The sequence below is a fragment of the Saccharothrix stipae genome, from assembly GCF_054781895.1.
The window spans coordinates 32,198-51,970 of the sequence record NZ_BAAGTN010000008.1; the positions used below are offsets into that span (position 1 = coordinate 32,198).

A 19,773-nucleotide genomic window follows, 5' to 3' on the forward strand; every position below is an offset into this window, starting at 1 on the left:
CGGTCTCGGGGGCTCCTCGCCGCGGGTGGGGAGCCCCCGAGCCGTTTTCCGACTACTTCGAGATCAGGTCTTCGGCCGCCTTGACGGCCACGGCCTCGGCGTCCGCGATCGGGAACCCGGAGTCGCTGAAGAAGCCCTTGTCGTGGCCCGTGTAGCGGATGTTCCACACCACCGGGCCCTTGCGGACCAGCAGGTTCACCTCGGTGAGGTCGGTCGGCGAGGTCGGGATGAGGATCATCGACTCGTCACCGAGGTCGAGGGTCTTGGCCTGGTCGCCGGTGCCGTACGACATGAAGCTCGTGTAGTTGTCGTGGGCCTGGTCGAGGTTGCGGTCGGCCTTGTCGGAGAACGTGGTGAAGTCGTAGACGAGGAAGCTGAGGCGGCGCGGGTTCGGGCCGTCCTTGCCCTTCGTCTGCTCCCACGCGCAATGGCTCTGCTTCATGCCCTTCTTGGCGTCGGTCGGCGCCTGGATGAGCCGGAAGCTGCTGACGTGCGCCTGTGACCTGACCTCGGCGCTCAGCTCGCACCCGGCGATCGGTTCCGCGCCGGGGCCGCCGCCGGGTTCCTCGGCGTACTTGAGGTACAGGGAGCCGAAGATGCCGGCCAGCACGAGCACGACGACGCCGATCGCGATACCGACGATCAGCCCGGTCCGCTTCTTCCGGGGCGGCTGGCCGGGCCCGTACCCGCCCGGGGCGTGCGGGAACCCGGGCGGTGGCGGGCCGTGGTTGCCGGGTGGCAGGGGGGCGCCTGGCTGTGGTGGGCCGTAGCCGGGCTGGTGGGAGCCCGGCGGGGGCTGTTGAGGTGGCCAGGACTGCGGGTTCTGCGGTGCGTTCACGGTTCCCCCCGTGTTGCCGGTCGGTGCGCGCGGAGCAGTCTGCCGGCCACCCGATCGGGGACCTCGGCAGCATTGACAGCGGGTGCCTGGTTCGGGATAAGATCACCCTGTCGTTCGAACAAGTGTTCGACGGACAGGTCGCCGAACTTCCCACGGCGATCCGCGCACAGGGGTGCGCGCGGATCAGTGGGAGGAGGGCTGGTGTCCAGGTCGGCAACGGCGACGCTGACCGCGCTCGGGGTAGGCGCGGCGGGCGAGCTGACCACGGCACCGGCTCGGACCCTGCCGGTTCGCGGGGAACTGGCAGGGCTCCTCCCGTGGGGCGGCCTGCGGCGGGGCAGCACGGTGTCGGTGCGTGGGTCGACATCGTTGCTGCTCGCGCTGATGGCCGCGGCGACGGCGGAAGGGTGCTGGGCGGCCGTGGTCGGTCTGCCGGGGTGCGGGGTGCTCGCGGCGGCCGAGCTGGGCGTGGCCGTCCACCGACTCGCCCTGGTTCCTCGTCCTGGGAGGGACCGGGGCGAGGTCGAGAAGACCGTGGCGGCCCTCCTGGACGGGTTCGACCTGGTCGCGGTGGCCACCCCGGTCACCGCGGCGACCTCGCGCAAGCTCAGCGCCAGGGCACGTCACCGCAAAGCGGTCCTGCTGCCGTTCGCCGTCCCCTGGCCGGGCGCCGACGTGGAGCTGACGGCCGCCTCCGGCCGGTGGACCGGGCTGGAAGCGGGCCACGGCGTGCTGGCCACCCGAACCGTCACCGTCCAGGCGACGGGCCGAGGCGCCGCCACGAGACCGCGGCAGACCAGCCTGGTGCTGCCCGGCACCGAGCCCTCTCCTCGCCCCACTGCGGGCCCCGCTCTGGTCCCCGTACCGACCGCCGACTCACCGCCGCCTGCCGACCCACCGCTGCCGACCACCGGCCTGCTCACGCCGATCGCCGGCCCGTCGCTGCCGACCACCGCCGAGGCGGGGTGACCCGTGCGCGCTCCCGAATCCACCGAAGAGGTGAACACCCTGTACACGCTCGCCGTCTGGTGCCCTGACTGGCCGGTGGTGGCTGCCGCCGCGGAGGCCGCGCTGCCGCCGCACGTGCCCGCCGCCGTCGTCGGAGCAGGCGAAGTCGCCGCCTGCTCGGCGGTCGCGCGCGCCGAAGGGGTGCGGCGCGGGATGCGTCGTCGCGCGGCTCAGGGGCAGTGCCCCGAGCTGGCCGTCTTCGAGTACGACGAGGTGCGCGACGCCCGTCTCTTCGAGCCGGTCGCGGCGGCGGTGGAGGAGCTCGCGCCCGGCATCGAGGTGGTCCGGCCGGGGCTCGTGGTCGTCGCGGCTCAAGGACCGGTCGGGTACTACTCCTCCGCGGCACTGGCCGCCGAGCGCCTGGTCGACCACGTCGCGGTGCGCGCCGGCGTCGAAGCGCAGGTCGGGTTCGCGGACGGCTTGTTCGCCTCGACCCTGGCCGCGCACCGCGGGCTGATCGTGCCGCCCGGCGGGACCGCGGCGTTCCTCGCCCCGCTCGGCATCCGCGAACTCGACCAGCCCGCCGAGCGCCGTGAGGACCGGTCCGCGCTGGTCGACCTGCTGCGCCGGCTCGGCCTGCGCACCCTGGGCGCGTTCGCCGCCGTGCCCGAGCGGGACGTCGCCACCCGCTTCGGCCGCGCCGCCGTGCTGGCCCACCGGCTGGCCGCCGGGCTGGAGGAACGGCCCAGGTCACGCCGCCGCCCGCCGCCCGAGCTGTCGGTCACCCGTGAGCTCGACCCGCCGATCGACCGGGTCGACGCGGCGGCGTTCGCGGCCAAGGGCCTCGCCGAGCGCCTGCACGCGGGGCTCGCCGACCGCGGTCTGGCCTGCACCCGCCTCGGCATCCGGGCCACCACCGAGAACGGCGAGGAGCTGCACCGGGTGTGGCGGTGCGCCGAACCGCTGACCCCGCAGGGCATCGCGGACCGGGTCCGCTGGCAGCTCGACGGCTGGCTCACCCGTGCTCGCCTCGACCGGGCCGGCCCCACCGCCGGCATCCACCTGCTGCGGCTCGACCCCGAAGAGGTGGTCGACGCCACCGCCCTGCAACTGGGTCTGTGGCCCGGCGCGGGTCAGGACCAGGGCGAGGCGGCCGAACGCGCGGCGCGCGCGATGGTGCACGTCCAGGGCCTGCTCGGACCGGACGCCGTGCTCACGCCCGTGCTCGGCGGCGGACGCGGGCCGGTCGAGCGGGTGCGGCTGGTGCCGTGGGGCGACGAGCGCACCCCGGCCGCGGACCCGGACCAGCCGTGGCCGGGGCAGCTGCCCGCGCCGTCGCCCGCGACGGTGTTCGCCGAACCCGAGCCGGTCGCGCTGCTGGACTCCTCGGGCGCGGACGTCGTGGTCACCGGCTACGCGGAGCTGGTCGTGCGGCCGCACCGGATCGTGCACGGCGGTCGGACGCGGCAGGTCGTGGCGTGGTCGGGACCGTGGCCGGTGGACGAGCGCTGGTGGGACGCGGAGGCCGCGCTGCGCGGTGCCCGATTGCAGGTGCTGGGAACCGCGGCGGACGGCGAGGAACTGGCGTTCCTGCTGATCCGCGCAGGCGGCAAGTGGGCGGTGGAAGGGGTGTACGACTGATGAGCGGTGACTTCTCCGAACAGGATCGCCGTGGTCTGGCCGAGTGGCTGGACGACTGCGCCCGCCGGCACGACGTGCCGGCGGGACCCGACGTGCCGGATCAACGCGGGGGACCGGCCTACGTGGTGAGCTTCGGCTGGCTGCCGGCGCGGCTGCCACCGGCGGCGCCGTCGATCCCGGCGCCCCGGCGAGCCCTCGACGACCTGCCCGGCTGGGCCGAGCGGCCAGGCCGGGACGAGCGGCGCTGATGGGCTGGAACAACCCGCCGGTCCGCTGGTCGGAGTTGGAGCGCGCGCTGTCGGGGCGGAAGTCCGGGGAAGCGCCGGTCCCCGACGGCGGCGACAGCCCGGCGTGGACGCGCCATCGCGACCGGTACGAGGCGCCGCCCGACTTCGCGGTCAAGGTGGACGACCTCGGGTCGACCCGCGCCCGCGTGCCGTACGTCGAGCTGCACTGCCACTCCAACTTCAGCTTCCTCGACGGCGCGAGCCACCCGGAGGAGCTGGTGGAGGCGGCGCAGCAGCTCGGGTTGGACGGTGTGGCGCTGACCGACCACGACGGCATGTACGGCGTGGTGCGGTTCGCCGAGGCAGCCAAGGAACTGGGTGTGCGCACGGTGTTCGGCACGGAGCTGAGCCTCGGGCTGTCCGCGCCGCAGAACGGCGTGCCCGACCCGGAGGGCGAGCACCTGCTCCTGCTGGCCGCCAACCGCGACGGCTACCACGCCCTGTGCCGCACGATCACCACCGGCCAGCTCGCCGACGGCAGTGAGAAGGGGCGGCCGGTCTACGAGCTGGAGGAGGTCGTCGCCGACACCCGGGACGACTGCGTCGTGCTCACCGGTTGCCGCAAGGGCGCGGTGCGCCGGGCGTTGGCGCGGGAAGGGCCGGCGGCGGCGTTCGCGCGACTGCGCGGGCTGGTCGACCGGTACGGCGCGGACCGGGTGTTCGTGGAGCTGACCGACCACGGCTACCCCGAGGACGGTCCGCGCAACGACCTGCTCTGGGGGATGGCCCACGACCTGGGGTTGCCGACCGTGGCGACGAACGCCGTGCACTACGCGGTGCCCGCGCGCGGTCGGCTGGCGGCGGCGATGGCGGCGGTGCGGGCGCGGCGCAGCCTGGACGAGATGGCGGGCTGGCTGCCGCCCGGCCGCACGGCGTGCCTGCGGTCGGGGGAGGAGATGGCCCGCCGGTTCGCCCGGTTCCCCGGCGCGGTGCACCGCTCGGCCGTGCTCGGCATGCAGTGCCAGTTCGACCTGAAGCTGATCGCGCCGCAACTGCCGCCGTTCGACGTGCCGTCGGGGGAGGACGAGAACAGCCACCTCCGCAAGCTGACCTACGAGGGCGCGGCCCGCCGCTACCGCTCGATCGGCGAGAACCCCAGGGCGTACCAGCAGGTCGAGCACGAGTTGAGGGTCATCGAGGAGTTGAACTTCCCCGGCTACTTCCTGGTCGTGCACGACATCGTCTCGTTCTGCCGGCGCAACGACATCCTCTGCCAGGGCCGCGGGTCGGCCGCGAACTCGGCGGTCTGCTACGCCCTGGGCATCACCAACGTGGACGCGGTCCGCTTCGACCTGCTCTTCGAGCGCTTCCTGGCCCCGGCCCGCGACGGCCCTCCCGACATCGACCTCGACATCGAGTCCGACCGCCGCGAGGAGGCCATCCAGTACGTCTACCGCAAGTACGGGCGACGGCACGCCGCCCAGGTCGCCAACGTCATCAGCTACCGCGGCCGGTCGGCGATCCGGGACGTGGCGCGGGCGCTGGGCCACTCGGTCGGCCAGCAGGACGCGTGGAGCAAGCAGATCGACCGCTGGGGGCCGTTGCGGTCCGCGGTGGAGGAGAGCGGCATACCGCGCCCGGTGCTGGAGCTGGCCGCCGAGTTGGAGAACTTCCCGCGGCACCTGGGCATCCACTCCGGCGGCATGGTCATCTGCGACCGGCCGGTCAGCGAGGTGTGCCCGGTCGAGAAGGGTCGGATGACCGACCGCACGGTGTTGCAGTGGGACAAGGACGATTGCGCCTCCATCGGGTTGGTCAAGTTCGACCTGCTCGGCCTGGGGATGCTCTCGGCGCTGCACTACGCCATCGACCTGGTGCGCGAGCACGAGGGCGTGGAGGTCGACATCGGCGACCTCGACCTGGAGGACGAGCGCGTCTACGAGATGCTGCAACGCGCCGATTCCGTCGGCGTCTTCCAGGTGGAGAGCCGCGCCCAGATGGCCACCCTGCCCCGGCTCAAGCCGCGGACGTTCTACGACCTGGTGGTGGAGGTGGCGCTGATCCGCCCCGGCCCGATCCAGGGCGGCTCGGTGCACCCCTACATCCGCCGCCGCAACGGCCGGGAGGAGTGTGACTACGACCACCCCTTGTTGGAGGGTGCGCTCAAGAAGACCCTCGGGGTGCCGCTGTTCCAGGAGCAGCTGATGCAGATCGCGGTCGACGTGGCCGACTTCAGCCCCGCCGAGGCCGACGAACTGCGCCGTGCCATGGGCGCCAAACGCTCCACGCACCGCATGGAACGCCTCCGTGAGCGCTTCTACGAGGGTGCCAAGGCCAACGGTGTCGGTCAGGAGTTGGCGGAGAGGATCTACGCGAAGCTGCTGGCGTTCGCCAACTTCGGCTTCCCGGAGAGCCACGCGCTCAGCTTCGCGCACCTCGTGTTCGTCAGCGCCTGGTTCAAGCTCTACCACCCGGCCGCGTTCTGCGCGGCGTTGCTGCGCGCCCAGCCCATGGGCTTCTACTCACCCCAGTCGCTGGTGGCCGACGCCCGTCGGCACGGCGTGCGCGTGCTCGGCCCCGATGTCAACGCCAGCCTCCCGCACGCGACCCTGGAGTCGGTCGACGGCGAGCAGGCCGTGCGCATCGGGCTGGGCGGCATCCGGACCATCGGCCAGCAGGTCGCCGAAAGCGTTGTCGCGCAACGGGAGTCGGGTCCGTTCCGGGACATGGCGGACTTCGGCGCCCGGGTCCGCCTGACCACCGCGCAGGTGGAGGCCATGGCCACCGCGGGCGCGTTCGGCTGCTTCGGCCTCGACCGGCGTGCCGCGCTGTGGTCGGCGGGCGCCGTGGCGAAGATCCGCCCCGACCGCCTGCCCGGCACCGTGGTCGGCACCGACGCACCCGCCCTGCCCGGCATGGACGAGGTGGAGCTCGCCGTCGCCGACGTGTGGGCGATGGGTTTGTCACCGGACAGCTTCCCGACCGAGTTCGTGCGCGATCGCCTGACCAGCCTGGGCGCCCTGGCCACCGCGGACCTGGCCCGGGTGCCCGACGGCACCAGGGTGCTGATCGGCGGTGCGGTGACCCACCGCCAACGCCCCGGTACCGCGGGCGGCGTCACGTTCCTCAACATCGAGGACGAGACCGGCATGGTCAACGTCGTCTGCACCACCGGCCTGTGGTCCCGCTACCGCAAGGTCGCCCGAACCAGCCCCGCGCTGCTGGTCAGAGGGGTGGTCGAGGCAGCGGAAGGCGTGATCAGCATCCGGGCGGAACGCCTGCAACACCTGGACCTGCGCATCCCCTCCCGCTCCCGCGACTTCCGCTGAACCGCACCGGTACCGGCCGACCCGGTGTCGGGTCTCAAGCCCGATGGCGGATTCTCAGCGGTGGTGGTGGGTGGTCGGCGGATCCGCCACATGTCCGAAACTGCGGCGCGTGCGTGCTGTTGCTCGTGCTTCGCCGGCACCTGGGCCAAGCGCTCCGCATGCCTGGCCCAGGTGCCGGCGACGGATCCGTCCACCGCACGATGAATCGATTCGCAGTGGCAAGCCCGATGTTTCCGGTCACCACATCGCCCGTTACGGCCGACACTGGGGCGTTCTACCGCGGTGATCGATCAGCGGTAGCACTCGTACCAGGAGTTCGTCCAACCGCCGGGAAGGCGGTAGAGCTGGCACCAGAATTTGTTGCTCGATGCCGTGTAGACCACTGCCAGGCGCTCTTTGGTGTCCCGGTCTTCGAGGAACAACAGGGGGGCGATGGTGTCTGCGTAGCCGCCGCCGCCCATTTTCTTCCACCCGCCCGAGTTGGGCCAGGCGTGCCAGATCGTGCGGTCGGTCGAGATGCCGAAGCACTCGTCGCTGCTGGATTTCCAGTCGACGACGACTACGTATGTGCCGACTTTGAACGTGCCGCCGTAGCCGTAGCAGAATACCCTTCCGTTGGCCGGTACCGCGGTCTCGTAGAAACTCGGGTATTCAGGTTCCGCCGACGCCTGCCCGGCGCCGATCAAGGTACCGAGCAGGGCGCAGGCGAGCGTCAGCAGCACCGCTATGGTACGTGACGATGATCTCTTCATATCTCCCCTTTGGATGTGTCCGGAGAATCCGGACCGTTCCGATCGCGGGTTTCCTCCGCTGAGCGGGCTGTCCGATCTGGAAGATGCGGGTCCGATCGTGTGAACTTCTCGCAGGTTTTCTGTACTGCGCTGCACAGGCCGCTATGCCTGTAGCCCCGGGGGCGACAGGGAAGGGGGCGGTGGGCGTGGCGGTGGTGCGTCTGTTGGGTGAGGTCGGCGCGGAGGTCGGTGGGCGGTCGGTGGACCTGGGCACGCCCAGGCAGCGGTGCGTGCTGGTCGCGTTGGCGGTCGACGCCGGGCGGGTGGTGCCGGTGGACCGGCTGGTCGAACGGGTCTGGGGTACCGATGTCGCGCCGAAGGCGCGGTCGACGCTGCACAACTACATCTCCCGGCTACGCCGAGCGCTGGCCGCCGCGGACGGCGTGGTGATCGTGCGTCGGTCGGGCGGCTACGTGTTGACCACTGACGCGACCGAGCCGGTGGTGGACCTGCACCGGTTCCGCGACCTGCGCACCAACGCCCATGCGGAGGACGACGAGCGGGCCGCTCGGTCGCTGACCCTCGCACTGGAGTTGTGGCACGGGCAGGCTCTGACAGGCGTGGACGGCGAGTGGGTCGAAGCCGAACGTGACCGGCTCGAGTTGGAACGATCGGCCGCGCAGCACGACTTGACTGACGTCCTGCTACGTCTGGGCCGCGGCGGGCAACTGGTGGTCGGGTTGGCCGAGCAGTCCGGTGCGGCCCCCTTGGACGAGCGAGTGGCCGGCCAGTACATGCTGGCCCTGCACCAGGCCGGCCGCACGGCCGACGCATTGGAGCACTACCGGCAGGTTCGTGCGCGACTGGTCGAGGAACTCGGTTCGGACCCTGGCGCGGCCCTGCGAAACCTGCACGGCCAGATCCTGGCCGGCGGCTCCGGACGCGGGGTGGATCCGGAGCGCGGCATCGAGCCCCGGAGCACGGTGCACGAGGTGGGTGCCGCCCGGTCTCGGTACCGATCGCGATCCGAGGTCCGCCCGATCGCCGCCGGTATCGCGCAGTTGCCGTCCGTGCCACGGAGTTTCGTCGGCAGGGAGGAAGCGCTGAGCGTCATGGGTGGAGCACATGACGGGGTCGACGGCAGCCCGGTGGTGCACGTCCTGACCGGCACTGCGGGCGTGGGCAAGACTGCGCTGGCACTGTATTGGGCCCACGGCAACCGGGACCGCTTCCCCGGCGGACAACTGTTCGTCAACCTGCGCGGACACAGCGCTGGAATGCCGCTGACGGCCAGGCAGGCACTGGAGGAGTTGCTGCAGGCGCTCGAAGTCGCGCCGATCAGGCGACCCGCGAGCGTGGACGGCGCGGCCGCGGTCTACCGCTCGACGTTGGCGGACAGGCGGATGCTGGTCGTGCTCGACGACGCCGTCGACGCGGGTCAGGTTCGTCCCCTGCTGCCGGGCACGCCGGACTGCACCGTGGTCGTCACCAGCCGCAACAGGCTCGACGGCCTCGTGGCACACGAGGGTGCCCGGCAACAGCGGCTGGACGTGCTGGGCGTCGACGATGCCAAAGCGGTGCTCGACCGGATCATCGGCGGGACGCGCGTCGCCGCCGAACCCGAAGCCGCCACCGACCTGGTGGCACTGTGCGGTGGGTTGCCGCTCGCCCTTCGCATCGCCGCCGCGCACCTCGCCGCCCAGCCGAACCGCTCGATCGGCGACTACACGACCGCGCTGCGCGGCGGCGACCGGCTCGCCGCGCTGGAGCTGCACGGCGACCCGACCGCGGCCGTCGGCGCCGCCATCGAGTTGTCCTACGCGGCCAGGGCCCGGTCGACGCAGCGGGTGTTCAGGCTGCTCGGGCTGGTGCCGGGACCGGACGTGACCGCACCCGCGATCGCGGCGCTCGCCGATACCGGCCTCGCCGAGGCCGAGCGCGAACTGCGGGACCTGGTGGCTGCGAGCCTGGTCGAAGAACCTGCTCCCGGCCGCTACGCGTTGCACGAGCTGACCCGGCTGTATGCCGCCGACCGTGCCGTCCGGGACGGACACGACCCCGTGGACCGTCTGCTGACCTGGTACGCGATCGCCGTCGACAGCGCCGCGGACGTCCTCGATGCCGGAAGGGTCCGCCTGCCGGGGAGCACCTCGTGGGCGGGCCACGGGCCGATGTCCTTCGACGGCAGCGCTGCCGCCTTGGCCTGGTTCACCGCGGAAGCGTCCAACATCACGGCGATCGTGGGACTGGCCTCGGCCACCGGCCGGCACCGACTCGTCTGGCAGGTGGCCGACGGGTTGAAGGGGTACTTCCTGCGGGGCAACACCGCGCAGTGGGAGACCGTCGTCCGCTGTGCCCTCCATGCCGCGCAGGCCGACGGCAACCCGCACGCGGTGGCCGCGATGGACAACAGCGCCGGCGTGCTCGACTTGTTGAGGGGCGACCACGCGTCGGCGGTCGACCACTTCGAGTCGGCGTTGACCGGGGCGACAGGCGCCGATTGGCCCCTGGGCAGGTGTACCGCGCTGTCCAACCTCGGCGTCCTGCACTACTACACCGGTACTCTGCCGGCGGCGTTGGAACACCTGCGTCGAGCCGACGAGATCGCCACCGCCGAGTCCACGTGCCTGATCCACGCCGGCACTGTGCTGATCAACCTGGGGATGACCTCGCTGAGGCTCGGCCGTCCGGCGGAGGCCCTCGACTACCTCACCAGGGCACGCGCCGTGCAGGACGCGTCCGGCCACGACCGGGGACGCGGCGCCGCGCTGATGGGCCTGGCCGAAACCCGCCTGCACCTCGGCGACCTCAGGAGGACCGAGGAACTCCTCGACTCGGCGGCTCCGCACATCCGACGGGTCTCGGCGGGCTACGAGACCGCGTGGTACCTAGGGGTGAGAGGGAGGCTCGTCGCCCTCCGCGGCGACTACGACCAGGCTGTAGTCCTGCTCGAACAGGCAGTGGAAGCCGCAGAAGGCCACCACGCCGTCGCGGTGGACACGCGCAACACACTCGCCGCGATGCACCGCTTCAGACAGCGGCTCGACGAGGCCGAGTCGCTGCACCGACACGCGCTCACGGCCGCCGACCACTCGCACTACCGACAAGGGCGGATCGAAGCACTGCTCGGCCTGGCGGCGGTCCACCACCACCGCGGCCGGCCGGCGTCCGCCATCGATGACGCCACCGCGGCACTCGACCTGGCCCGCCACACCGGCCATCGACCTCACCAGGGCCACGCCCACGCAGCCCTCGCTGCCGTCCACGTGTACCGAGGCGACCACCGGGCAGGCGCCGACCACGCCGAACAAGCACGACTGATCCACGCGGAGACGGGGCACCTGCCGGGTGAGGCACAGGCCCTGCTCCTCGCCATGACGGCTGGACACGACGAAACGACCTGAGCACCACCGGCCCTGGTCGAGCACCAGCCCTCCACGAGTTGCTCATTCACCACACATGAGGGAGCAGCACCGGAGGACATGACACGCCGACCAAGACTGATCATGGCGGCATCACCGTGAGTCAGGCTCGACCCGCAAGTCGCACAAGATCGGCATGTTGTGCGTGGCGAGAACCTACAGCCGGCTGACCGGTGTCGGGGCGAGGAGGTGGACTACGGAGGGTCGTTCGTCGCGGCCTTGATGCCGGCGTGGATGGCCCTGGTCACGCGGTGGTCCGGTCCCAGCACCCGGTCGGCGACCTCGGACGTCGCTTCGAACAGCGCGATCGCCCGCCCGGTGTCGCCCACCGCCTGGAGGGCGTGGGCGAGGTTGTTGCCCGAGGCCAGTGTGTCCGGGTGTTCGGGCCCGAGCACCCGCTCGCTGTCGGCGAGGTTCCCCTCGAACAGCGGGACCGCCCGCCCCGGGTCACCGGCCGACAGGTAGGCGCCGGCGAGGTTGTTGCGCGTGGTCAGCGTGTCCGGGTGGTCGGTTCCCAGCACGTGTTGCCGGTCGGCGAGGTTCGCCTCGTGGAGGGGGATCGCCCGTGCCAGGTCACCGGCCGACACGTAGGCGTGGGCGAGGTGGTGCCGCGAGGCCAGTGTGTTCGGGTGGTGGGGGCCGAGTACTCGTTCGTCGGCGGCGAGGGCGGTCTCGAGCAGCGGGGTTGCTCGCGCCAGGTCACCGGCCGACTGGTAGACGCGGGCGAGGTCGTGCCGCGAGGACAACGTGTCCGGGTGGTCGGAGCCCAGCACGCGCTGCCGATCGGCGAGGGTCGCCTCGAACATCGGGATCGCCCGCTCCGGTTGCCCCGCCCCCAGGTAGGTGTGGGCGAGGTTGTTGCGCGAGCGCAGCGTGTGCGGGTGGTCCGGTCCCAGCACCCGCTCGATGTCGGCGAGCGTCGTCTCGAACAGCGAGGTCGCCCGTTGCCGGTCACCGGCCGACAGGTAGGCGGCGGCGAGGTTGTTGCGCGAGGTCAGCGTGTGCGGGTGGTCCGGTCCGAGTACGCGCTCGCTGTGGGCGCGGGTCGCCTCGTACAGGGTGATCGCTCGACCCGTGTCCTTCGCCAACCCGTAGGCGTGGGCGAGGTTGTTGCGCATGCGCAGGGTGTCCGGGTGGTCGGGTCCGAGCACGCGCTCGACGTCGGCGAAGGTCGTTTCCAGCAGTGGGATCGCGCGTGCCAGGTCACCGGCCGACATGTAGGCGCCGGCGAGGTCGTTCCGGGAGGTCAGGGTCGCCGGGTGGTCGGGGCCGTCGTGGCGTTCGCGGTGGTGCGCGGTGCGGGTGTGCAGGGCGATTGCCGTGGTGATGTCGCCCTGACCGTGGAGGTAGACGCCGAGGTGGTCCGCGAGGTTGCAGAGCTGGGCGGTGTCCGCGTCGGGGTGGGTGTGGTCGAGCAGTGCCCGTGCGTGGGGCAGTACCGCCTGGAACGCGGGCCAGTTGGTGGGCAGTTCGGGGTCGGATCCGAGCACGGCGGCAGCCAGGGCGTTGGTGGTGGCGCGGTGGGCCCGGGCGATGTCGTCGGGCCGGCGGTGGGGGTCCGAGGGGTCGGGTGTGCGGGTGACGGCCTGGACCAGCCGGTGGACGCTGATGGTGTCGGCGGTGAGGGTGATCATGCTGTAGGCGGCGAGCCTGCCGAGGGCGTGCACCAGGTCGGGCTCGGGGGCGTCGTCGGCGGTGGCGAGGAGGTGGCGGGGGATGTTGTCGGGGGCGTACCAGGCCAGTCGGCGCAGCAGGTCCCCGGCGATCGGGGTATCGGTGAGGCGGTCGAGGGTGACGTGCCAGACCCGGGCCGCGGTGCGCTGGGCGTCCCCGCCTTCGGCGGTCGCGGTGAACATCCGCGTCGGGAACCGCGTCAGCAGGTCGAGGTAGGCGGTGGGGGTGATGCGGGTCTGCACGATGTAGGCGCCCGCCTGCTCGATCGCCAGGGGCAGCCGACCCAGCTCCGCGCACAGCCGTTCGGCGCCGGTCAGGTCGGCCTGCGGCCACTGCTCCCGCACGATGCCGGTCAACAACCCGACGGCCTCGGCGGGCGGGAGCACGTCGAGGGCCACCGCGGACATGCCGCGCCAGCCGCCCACCTGGCGGGAGGTGATCACCACCGTGCCGGTCCGGACACGCTGCAACAGACCCGCCGCGTCGTTCGGGCCCGTGAGGTTGTCCAGCACCAGCAGCCACCCGTCGTGGGAGGCCAACCACCGCACCCCCAACTCGACCCGCTGCTCCAGCGTGAGTTCGGCGGCCTGCGGCACGAGGGCCACGGCCAGCTCGGACAGCCCGGTGTCCAGGGCGGCGGCCGAGTCGGCGGTGATCCACCACACCGGTGCGAACCGCTCGGCGGCCTGCTCGGCGAACCGGGCGGCCAGGGTGCTCTTGCCCACCCCGCCCAACCCGTGCACCGCCACCACCACCGCACGCCCACCCGACCTCGCCACCGCCGCGTCCAGTCGCGCCAACTCCTCCTCGCGGCCCACGAACGACCCCGGCACCACCGGGACCCGCCCCACCCAGGACAGGCCCGGCACCGACTCCATCACCGGCACCACCGGCGCAGCGCGCGTCACCACGTCACCCCGGACCGTGAGGTCCCGCCCGACCTGGAACAGCGTCGAACCGCCGGAGGCCTCGCCGGATTGGGTCACCGCACCCGGACCGCGTTCATCACCCGACCCGCCCACCACGCCACCCCAATTCACGTGCGAACCGGCTCCGAGCAGACACGGCAGCAGTCCGGAGGGCTACTCGAACCGGTGCCACGTCCGGCCGCAACGCAGAAGTGCGGACAACGTCGTTCCGGCGTGCGAGCGTGGTTTCAGCGGTTCGGCCGGGTTGCCGAGTGGTATGCCGCCTGGAGCTCCGCGAGCCGCGCTTCGACGTCGTGCCAGGGCTCCAGGCCGAACTCGGCGACCAGCGCCGTCAGCAGGCGGCGCTCGTCGGGATCCGGTGCCGGCTCGGTGGTGGTCTGGAGCGCGTTGATCAGCTCCGCCCGACCCCAGGAGTAGGCGAGCCGGTCCAGGTTGAAGTAGCCGGTGCGGCAACCCAGCGCGAGGAACTCCCGCACGTCACCACCGACGACGTGGTTGGGGTTGGTGAACGCCATCGGCACGGTCATCACCACCGGCCAGGCGTCGGCGACGGGCACGATGCTGAAGTGGACGCCATCCCCGCCGGTCGAGGCGAAAGGGACGGCGCCGGCCGGCGTGGCGGCGTAATCCGACACGACGACCTGCCGTGCGGGGTCGTCCAAGCGCAAGCCGATGGGCAGGAACACCGCCTCTGCTGAGTCCTCGACGCCGGGAGGCAGGCGATGCGCCAGTTCGTACAGGCGGGTCCACGACGTGCGGGAGTCGGCATCCGGAATCACCCGGGCGAGTATGCCGAGCCCGGTCCCGCCGCGTGAACGTGATTCGGCAGGCTCGGTGCCGGGGACGCGGATGCCGTCGAGCAGTGGCGGCGGTCGCGGGTTGTCCCCTGCCTGGCCGGGAGAGTGGTCAGGGCGAGCACCGGCAGGTCGCATCCGTCGACCGCGATAGAGATCTTGGTGCTCGGTCGGCGCACGACGCCCCGCCATGCCCGAGGCCTACCAAGCTCTGATCCGCGGCTTGCAGGACCCTGCTCCAGGTGCGCCGCGTGTTCCCCGGAGCTGCGGCCACGCCCCGGCGCCTGTGACAGCGGCTCGATCGCCGCCCACGTCAATCGGTCGACGGACGACGCCCGCCCCGCCATGCCCGAGGATTACCAGGCGTCCTGATCCGCGGCTTGCAGGACCCTGCCCCAGGGTGCCGCGTGTTCCGGGGAGCTGCGCCCGGCCGGTCGCCGGTGCCGGTGCTGGTTGTCGTCGGCGGTGGTTGTCGGGGTTGAGTGGTGGCCGTCGGTTCTTGGTTGGCGGCGGCTGGGCCGCGTGTCCGGATGCCGGCCCAAGGCCACCGGCCACGATCGGGGCGTGGCCGGTGACCGTTGGGTAGGCCTGCGGTTGCCCGTGGCCGAGTTGGAGGCGGGCTGGGTGCCGCCGGGAGGGTCTGGCTGCGGTTCGGTGCCGTGGACCGTGAACCGTCAGCGGTTGGCCAGGTTGGTCATGCGGCGTCCGCCTTGGTGTAACCGGCGAACACGACGCCGGTGTCGAAGGTCCTGGTCGAGGCCTTGGCGAATCGGGCGGTGGGGAAGTCGCCGGCGAACAGGGGGATGCCCCTGCCCATCACGATCGGGTGGATCTTGAGCACCAGTTCGTCGATCTCCGGCAGCAGCGTGGCCGCCAGCCTGCCGCCGCCGCACAGCCAGATGCCCAGGCCCGGCTCGGCCTTCAGCTCGCGGACCTTGGCCAGCGGGTCGGCGACGACCTCCACGTCGTCCGGTGTGGTGCTGAGCCTGGTCGACACCACGTACTGCCGCAGATGTGGATAGGGACTCGGTAGCCCACCCGGCACTTGATAGGTGGCCCGACCCATGAGGATCGTGTCGAAGTTCTTGTTCGGCACGTCGATGCCCATCGCCTCACGGGCCTGCGCCGGCAACGTGTCGGGGTACTCCTCGAACAGCGCCGTCATGTGGTCGCCCCCGAACAGGAAATCGCCGAAGCCGCCCTTCGGGTCGGCGATGAAGCCGTCGAGCGAGGTCGCGACGAAGTAGGTCAGGTTTCGCATGGCATTCTCCTCGGGGTGTGGTTGCCACTCCGACTGTAGTACTATGGTTGGAGTGGCTGTCAAGGAGGGATCTTGAGACGTAACCCGACCAGGCGTACGGCGTTGGTCAACGCGGCGATCGAAGTGCTGGCGAAGGAGGGCGCGCGCGGCCTCACGTTCCGGGCCGTGGACCAGGAGGCGGGCGTGCCCAACGGCACCGCGTCGAACTACTTCGCCAACCGCGACGACCTGTTGCGCCAGGTCGGCGAGCACATCCACGTCCGGCTCACGCCGGATGCGCGGCGGCTGGCGGAGACGATGGCCGCGCCACCGGACAAGAGCCTCGTCGTGCGGCTGCTGCAAGAGCTGCTGGAACGGCTCCAGGTCGACCGCACGGGCTACCTGGCCCTGTTGGAGCTGAGGCTGGAGGCCACCAGGCGCCCCGAGCTGCAGGCCGCCCTGACCAGGACGATCAGCGAGAACCTGGAGCAGAACGTCCGCTTCCACCTGGACGCGGGCCTACCCGGCGACCGCACCACCGTGGTCTCGCTCTACCTGGCGATGAGCGGCCTGATGGTCGAGCACCTGACCCTGCCCGAAGTGCTGCCGAAGGAGGAGATGACCAAGTTGATCACGGAGCTGGTCGAGCGCACCTGACCCGCGTCAGCGGTCCAGCGGGCCGCCGATGATGGTCATCGCCACGAAGATCACGGCGAACCCCAACCCCGAGTACAGCAACGCGTCCACGCCACGGCTCCGGATCGCGATCAACCCCGCCTGCTCGTCGGTCACGAGCACCCGCAGCAGCGCCGCGACCAGCAACGCGACGCCGATCAGCACCGCGCCCTGCCGCCAGTGGTACTGCACGATCCGCACGAGACCCAGCCCGACCACGACGAGCACCAGCGCGAACGGCAGGTGCTTGCCCGCCGCGGACCGCCAGCGCTGCTCCGGCAACAACTCCACCGCTTCCGCCTCAGGCCGTCGCCGCAGTGCGCTCGGCTGCCTCGACCGTGTTGGTCAGCAGCATCGCAATCGTCATCGGACCCGCGCCACCCGGGATCGGCGCGAGGAACCCCGCCACCTCCGCCACGGACGGGTGCACGTCGCCCACCAGGCCGGCCTCGGTGCGGGTGATGCCGACGTCGACGACGGCCGCACCGGGCTTCACCATGTCCGCCGTGATCAGGCCGGGGCTGCCCGCGCCCGCGACCACGATGTCGGCCCGCCGCACCTCGGCGGCCAGGTCCTTGGTGCCGGTGTGGCACAAGGTCACGGTGGCGTTCTCGGACCGCCGGGTCAGCAGCAACCCGATCGGGCGACCGACGGTCACCCCCCGACCGACCACGGTCACGTTCGCCCCCGACAGCGGCACGTCGTAGCGGCGCAGCAGCTCCACCACCCCGCGCGGCGTGGCGGGCAGCGGAGCCTCGTCGCCGAGCACCAGCTTGCCCAGGTTGACCGGGTGCAGGCCGTCGCCGTCCTTGCGCGGGTCGATGCGCTCCAGGATCGGGTTCGGGTCGAGGTGCTTGGGCAGCGGCAGCTGCACGATGTACGCGGTGCACGCCGGGTCGGCGTTCAGCTCGTCGACGACCTCTTCGAGCCGGGCCTGCGTGGTGTCCGCGGGCAGGTCGCGACGGATCGACGTGATGCCGACCTTCTCGCACGCCAGGTGCTTGCCCCGCACGTACGAGTGCGAGCCCGGGTCGTCGCCGACCAGCACGGTGGCCAGCCCCGGCGTCACCCCGCGCTCGCGCAACGCGGCGACCCGCGCGCGCAGGTCTTCGAAGATCGCGTCCCGGGTGGCCCTGCCGTTGAGGATCGTCGCAGTCACGTGCCTCATCATCTCATCACCGCCGGCCGGGCAGCGCGGCGACCACCACCGCGAGCAGCGTCAACACCGTGCCGACCAGAGCGTGCACGGACACGTGCTCACCTGCGGCGGGAGTGATGACGTCGACCGCGAGCGCACCCACGAGCTGCCCCGCCACCTGCACCAACCCCACCAGCAGAACGCCGAGCCGGCGCACCGCGAGCACGGCCGAGGCGATGGTCACGACACCGAGCGCGCCGCCCGCGTAGAACCACGGTTCGGCCGGCACCGCCGAGGGCAGCCCGCGCACCGCCACGTCCACCGCGCACACGACCAGCAGCACCGCCGTCCCGGTGCCGAAGTTGACCAACGTGGTGACGCGCGTGCTCCGCGCCGCCTCACGCACCAGCCCGTTCACCGCCTGCTGCCAGCCCAGCCCGATCCCGCCCAGCGCGGGCAGCAGGGCCAGCCACAACGCGGACCCCTCGCTCGCCTCGTCCGACACGGCCACCGCGACCGCCACCACGGCCAACGCCGCACCGGCCACGCGCGGCCAGGTCAACGCCACCCGACCGGCGGGCCCGATCCCGGCCCGGTCCACCAGCAGGCTGCTCACCGCCTGCGCGCCCACCGCGGCCACGGTGAACACCGCCACGCCCAGGGCCGCGATCGTCAACCCCTGCGTGGACACGAAGAACGCGCCGCACGCCCCACCGACGCACTGCCACCAGCGGATCCGTCCCGCCCGCAGCGACGACCGCAGCCTGGCCAACCCGGCCCGCCCGGCGGCCGTCGTCGGCACCACCAGCAGCAACAGCGCGAACCCGCCGCCGAACGACACCAGCGCGGCCAGGAACCCGTCGGCGAACACGTGCCCCAGCTCGCCGTTCAACCGCCCCTGAACCGCCAGGAAAGCCCCGCCGACGAACGCGAGCAGCCCGCCGACCAGCCGAACGCGCTCACCCAACCGGCACTGCCCTCCGCTCCCGCACCCGACTCGCCAGCAACGCGCCGAGCAGCGCCGCCGCCGTGCTCGACCCGGCCGCCGCCGCAGGCCCGAAGTGGTCCAGCAAAGACCCGGCCAGCGGCAGCGCCAACGCCGAGCCCGCCGTGGTGAACGTGCCCATCCAGCCGAACGCCTCCGCCTTGCGGTCGTCCGGCGCGAGCCCGCTGATCCGCTGGTTGTTGGCCGCGATGGCGGGCGCGATCGCCATCCCGCCCACCCCCAGGACCAGTCCGATCAACCACGCCGACGACGGTTCCAGCACCGGTGGCAGCACCAGCACCAGCGGTGCGATGCCCAACGCCATCAACAGCATCCGCCGGGTGAACCGGGCCCGCCCGACGAGCCCGCCCGCGATCAACCCGCCGACCACCGACCCGATGCCCCACACCACCGTCAGCACACCGGCCATCGCGGGTCTGCCGAGGTCACGGGCCCACCCGATGATCACCATGTCGATCGACACCAGCGACGCCACCATGCACAGCGCGGACGCCAGGGCCAACGTCAGGGAACCGTCGCGCAGCAACGACCGCCCACCGCGCTTGGCCTCACGCGCCACCGGCCGGTCCAGCCCGGCCCGCCGCAACGCGGCCGCGAAGCCCAGCGCGCCGAGCACGGCCAGCGCGCCGCACAGCCACAGCGCCGCCCGCGCGTTCCCCACCGCGACCACGGTCGCCGCCAGCGCGGGGCCGACGATGTACATGACCTCCTGCATGGACGCCTCGACGGTGAACACCGCCGACTGCGCCGGACCCGTCGCCAGCCTGGGGAAGCTCGCCCGGCTCATCGCCGTCACCGGCGGCGTGGACAACCCGGTCAGGAACGCCACCGCCACCGCCGCCGGCCACGCCGAACTGGGCGTGAACGAGGGCAGCGCACCCAGCACCGCGATGCCCACGCCGTAACCCGAGGCCGTGACCAGCAGCAACCGCCCCGCCGGGCTCCGGTCCGCGGCACGCCCGCGCAGCGGTCCCGCCACACCCATGCCCAACGTCAACGCGCCGCCGACCACACCGGCCACCGCGTACGAGCCCGTCCACCCGGCTATCAGGAACGACACCGCGAGCGGCGTGGCCGGCAGGTGGATGCGGCCGATCATGGACCACAGCAGCAGCCACGGCAGGTGGGGTATCGCGGCGAGTTCCCGGTACGGACGGAGCACGGTGACACTCTGCCCGCAG

Annotated in this window: 15 protein-coding genes; 6 read left to right on the top strand and 9 right to left on the bottom strand. The window is 72.1% G+C overall.

All coding sequences use genetic code 11. The features are described from left to right. Window positions 1–52: 52 nt before the first annotated feature. Window positions 53–838, bottom strand: coding sequence for a hypothetical protein (locus tag ACYVLT_RS16935; protein ID WP_461121165.1), 786 nt, complete (start codon window positions 836–838; stop codon window positions 53–55). A gap of 201 nt (window positions 839–1,039) precedes the next feature. Here ACYVLT_RS16935 and ACYVLT_RS16940 point away from each other — a divergent pair, with 201 nt between their 5' ends. The 4 genes from ACYVLT_RS16940 to ACYVLT_RS16955 are packed head-to-tail and all read left to right on the top strand — an operon-like array spanning window position 1,040 to window position 6,983. Beyond that, window positions 1,040–1,807 carry a hypothetical protein gene (locus ACYVLT_RS16940; protein ID WP_461121166.1) on the top strand — a complete coding sequence of 256 codons (768 nt, stop codon included), beginning with the start codon at window positions 1,040–1,042 and terminating at the stop codon, window positions 1,805–1,807. A 3-nt stretch (window positions 1,808–1,810) separates the two neighbouring features. Continuing rightward, complete coding sequence (locus ACYVLT_RS16945) at window positions 1,811–3,427, top strand: DNA polymerase Y family protein (RefSeq protein WP_461121167.1); 1,617 nt, start codon at window positions 1,811–1,813, stop codon at window positions 3,425–3,427. Next, complete coding sequence (locus ACYVLT_RS16950) at window positions 3,427–3,675, top strand: hypothetical protein (protein WP_461121168.1); 249 nt, start codon at window positions 3,427–3,429, stop codon at window positions 3,673–3,675. Before ACYVLT_RS16945 ends, ACYVLT_RS16950 begins: the two co-directional genes overlap by 1 nt. Next, on the top strand, window positions 3,675–6,983 hold the full coding sequence (locus tag ACYVLT_RS16955; RefSeq protein ID WP_461121169.1) for an error-prone DNA polymerase: 3,309 nt from the start codon (window positions 3,675–3,677) through the stop codon (window positions 6,981–6,983). The genes ACYVLT_RS16950 and ACYVLT_RS16955 overlap by 1 nt, the downstream gene beginning before the upstream one ends. A gap of 290 nt (window positions 6,984–7,273) precedes the next feature. On the opposite strand, the gene ACYVLT_RS16960 is transcribed toward ACYVLT_RS16955, so the two are convergent. Beyond that, window positions 7,274–7,705 carry a hypothetical protein gene (locus tag ACYVLT_RS16960; protein ID WP_461121170.1) on the bottom strand — a complete coding sequence of 144 codons (432 nt, stop codon included), beginning with the start codon at window positions 7,703–7,705 and terminating at the stop codon, window positions 7,274–7,276. A gap of 215 nt (window positions 7,706–7,920) precedes the next feature. Between ACYVLT_RS16960 and ACYVLT_RS16965 the strand changes: the two genes are divergently transcribed. Next, a complete protein-coding gene (locus ACYVLT_RS16965; RefSeq protein ID WP_461121171.1) occupies window positions 7,921–11,118 on the top strand; it encodes an AfsR/SARP family transcriptional regulator in 3,198 nt (1,065 codons plus the stop codon). Window positions 11,119–11,330: 212 nt separating this feature from the next. Here ACYVLT_RS16965 and ACYVLT_RS16970 read toward each other — a convergent pair whose 3' ends face one another. The 3 genes from ACYVLT_RS16970 to ACYVLT_RS16980 all read right to left on the bottom strand — a co-directional run bounded on the left by ACYVLT_RS16970 (window position 11,331) and on the right by ACYVLT_RS16980 (window position 15,794). Further along, window positions 11,331–13,796 (bottom strand): tetratricopeptide repeat protein, encoded by a 2,466-nt coding sequence (locus ACYVLT_RS16970; protein WP_461121172.1) that lies wholly within the window; start codon window positions 13,794–13,796, stop codon window positions 11,331–11,333. Between the two features lie 170 nt (window positions 13,797–13,966). Beyond that, the gene (locus tag ACYVLT_RS16975; RefSeq protein ID WP_461121173.1) at window positions 13,967–14,518 is read right to left on the bottom strand and encodes a hypothetical protein; all 552 of its coding nucleotides are present in this window, start codon (window positions 14,516–14,518) and stop codon (window positions 13,967–13,969) included. A 709-nt stretch (window positions 14,519–15,227) separates the two neighbouring features. Further along, window positions 15,228–15,794 (bottom strand): dihydrofolate reductase family protein, encoded by a 567-nt coding sequence (locus ACYVLT_RS16980; RefSeq protein WP_461121174.1) that lies wholly within the window; start codon window positions 15,792–15,794, stop codon window positions 15,228–15,230. 72 nt (window positions 15,795–15,866) lie between these two features. Between ACYVLT_RS16980 and ACYVLT_RS16985 the strand changes: the two genes are divergently transcribed. Beyond that, window positions 15,867–16,430: a TetR/AcrR family transcriptional regulator gene (locus ACYVLT_RS16985; protein WP_360458981.1), complete on the top strand. Its 564-nt coding sequence runs from the start codon at window positions 15,867–15,869 to the stop codon at window positions 16,428–16,430. A gap of 6 nt (window positions 16,431–16,436) precedes the next feature. On the opposite strand, the gene ACYVLT_RS16990 is transcribed toward ACYVLT_RS16985, so the two are convergent. From ACYVLT_RS16990 to ACYVLT_RS17005, 4 genes are read right to left on the bottom strand one after another with little or no spacing between them, the layout of a single operon-like run. Continuing rightward, the gene (locus ACYVLT_RS16990; protein WP_360459092.1) at window positions 16,437–16,730 is read right to left on the bottom strand and encodes a DUF3017 domain-containing protein; all 294 of its coding nucleotides are present in this window, start codon (window positions 16,728–16,730) and stop codon (window positions 16,437–16,439) included. A gap of 19 nt (window positions 16,731–16,749) precedes the next feature. Next, window positions 16,750–17,607: a bifunctional methylenetetrahydrofolate dehydrogenase/methenyltetrahydrofolate cyclohydrolase gene (locus ACYVLT_RS16995; protein ID WP_461121175.1), complete on the bottom strand. Its 858-nt coding sequence runs from the start codon at window positions 17,605–17,607 to the stop codon at window positions 16,750–16,752. 16 nt (window positions 17,608–17,623) lie between these two features. Continuing rightward, the gene (locus ACYVLT_RS17000) at window positions 17,624–18,553 is read right to left on the bottom strand and encodes a DMT family transporter (RefSeq protein WP_461121176.1); all 930 of its coding nucleotides are present in this window, start codon (window positions 18,551–18,553) and stop codon (window positions 17,624–17,626) included. Beyond that, complete coding sequence (locus ACYVLT_RS17005; protein ID WP_461121177.1) at window positions 18,546–19,754, bottom strand: MFS transporter; 1,209 nt, start codon at window positions 19,752–19,754, stop codon at window positions 18,546–18,548. The genes ACYVLT_RS17000 and ACYVLT_RS17005 overlap by 8 nt, the downstream gene beginning before the upstream one ends. Between the last annotated feature and the right edge of the window lie 19 nt (window positions 19,755–19,773).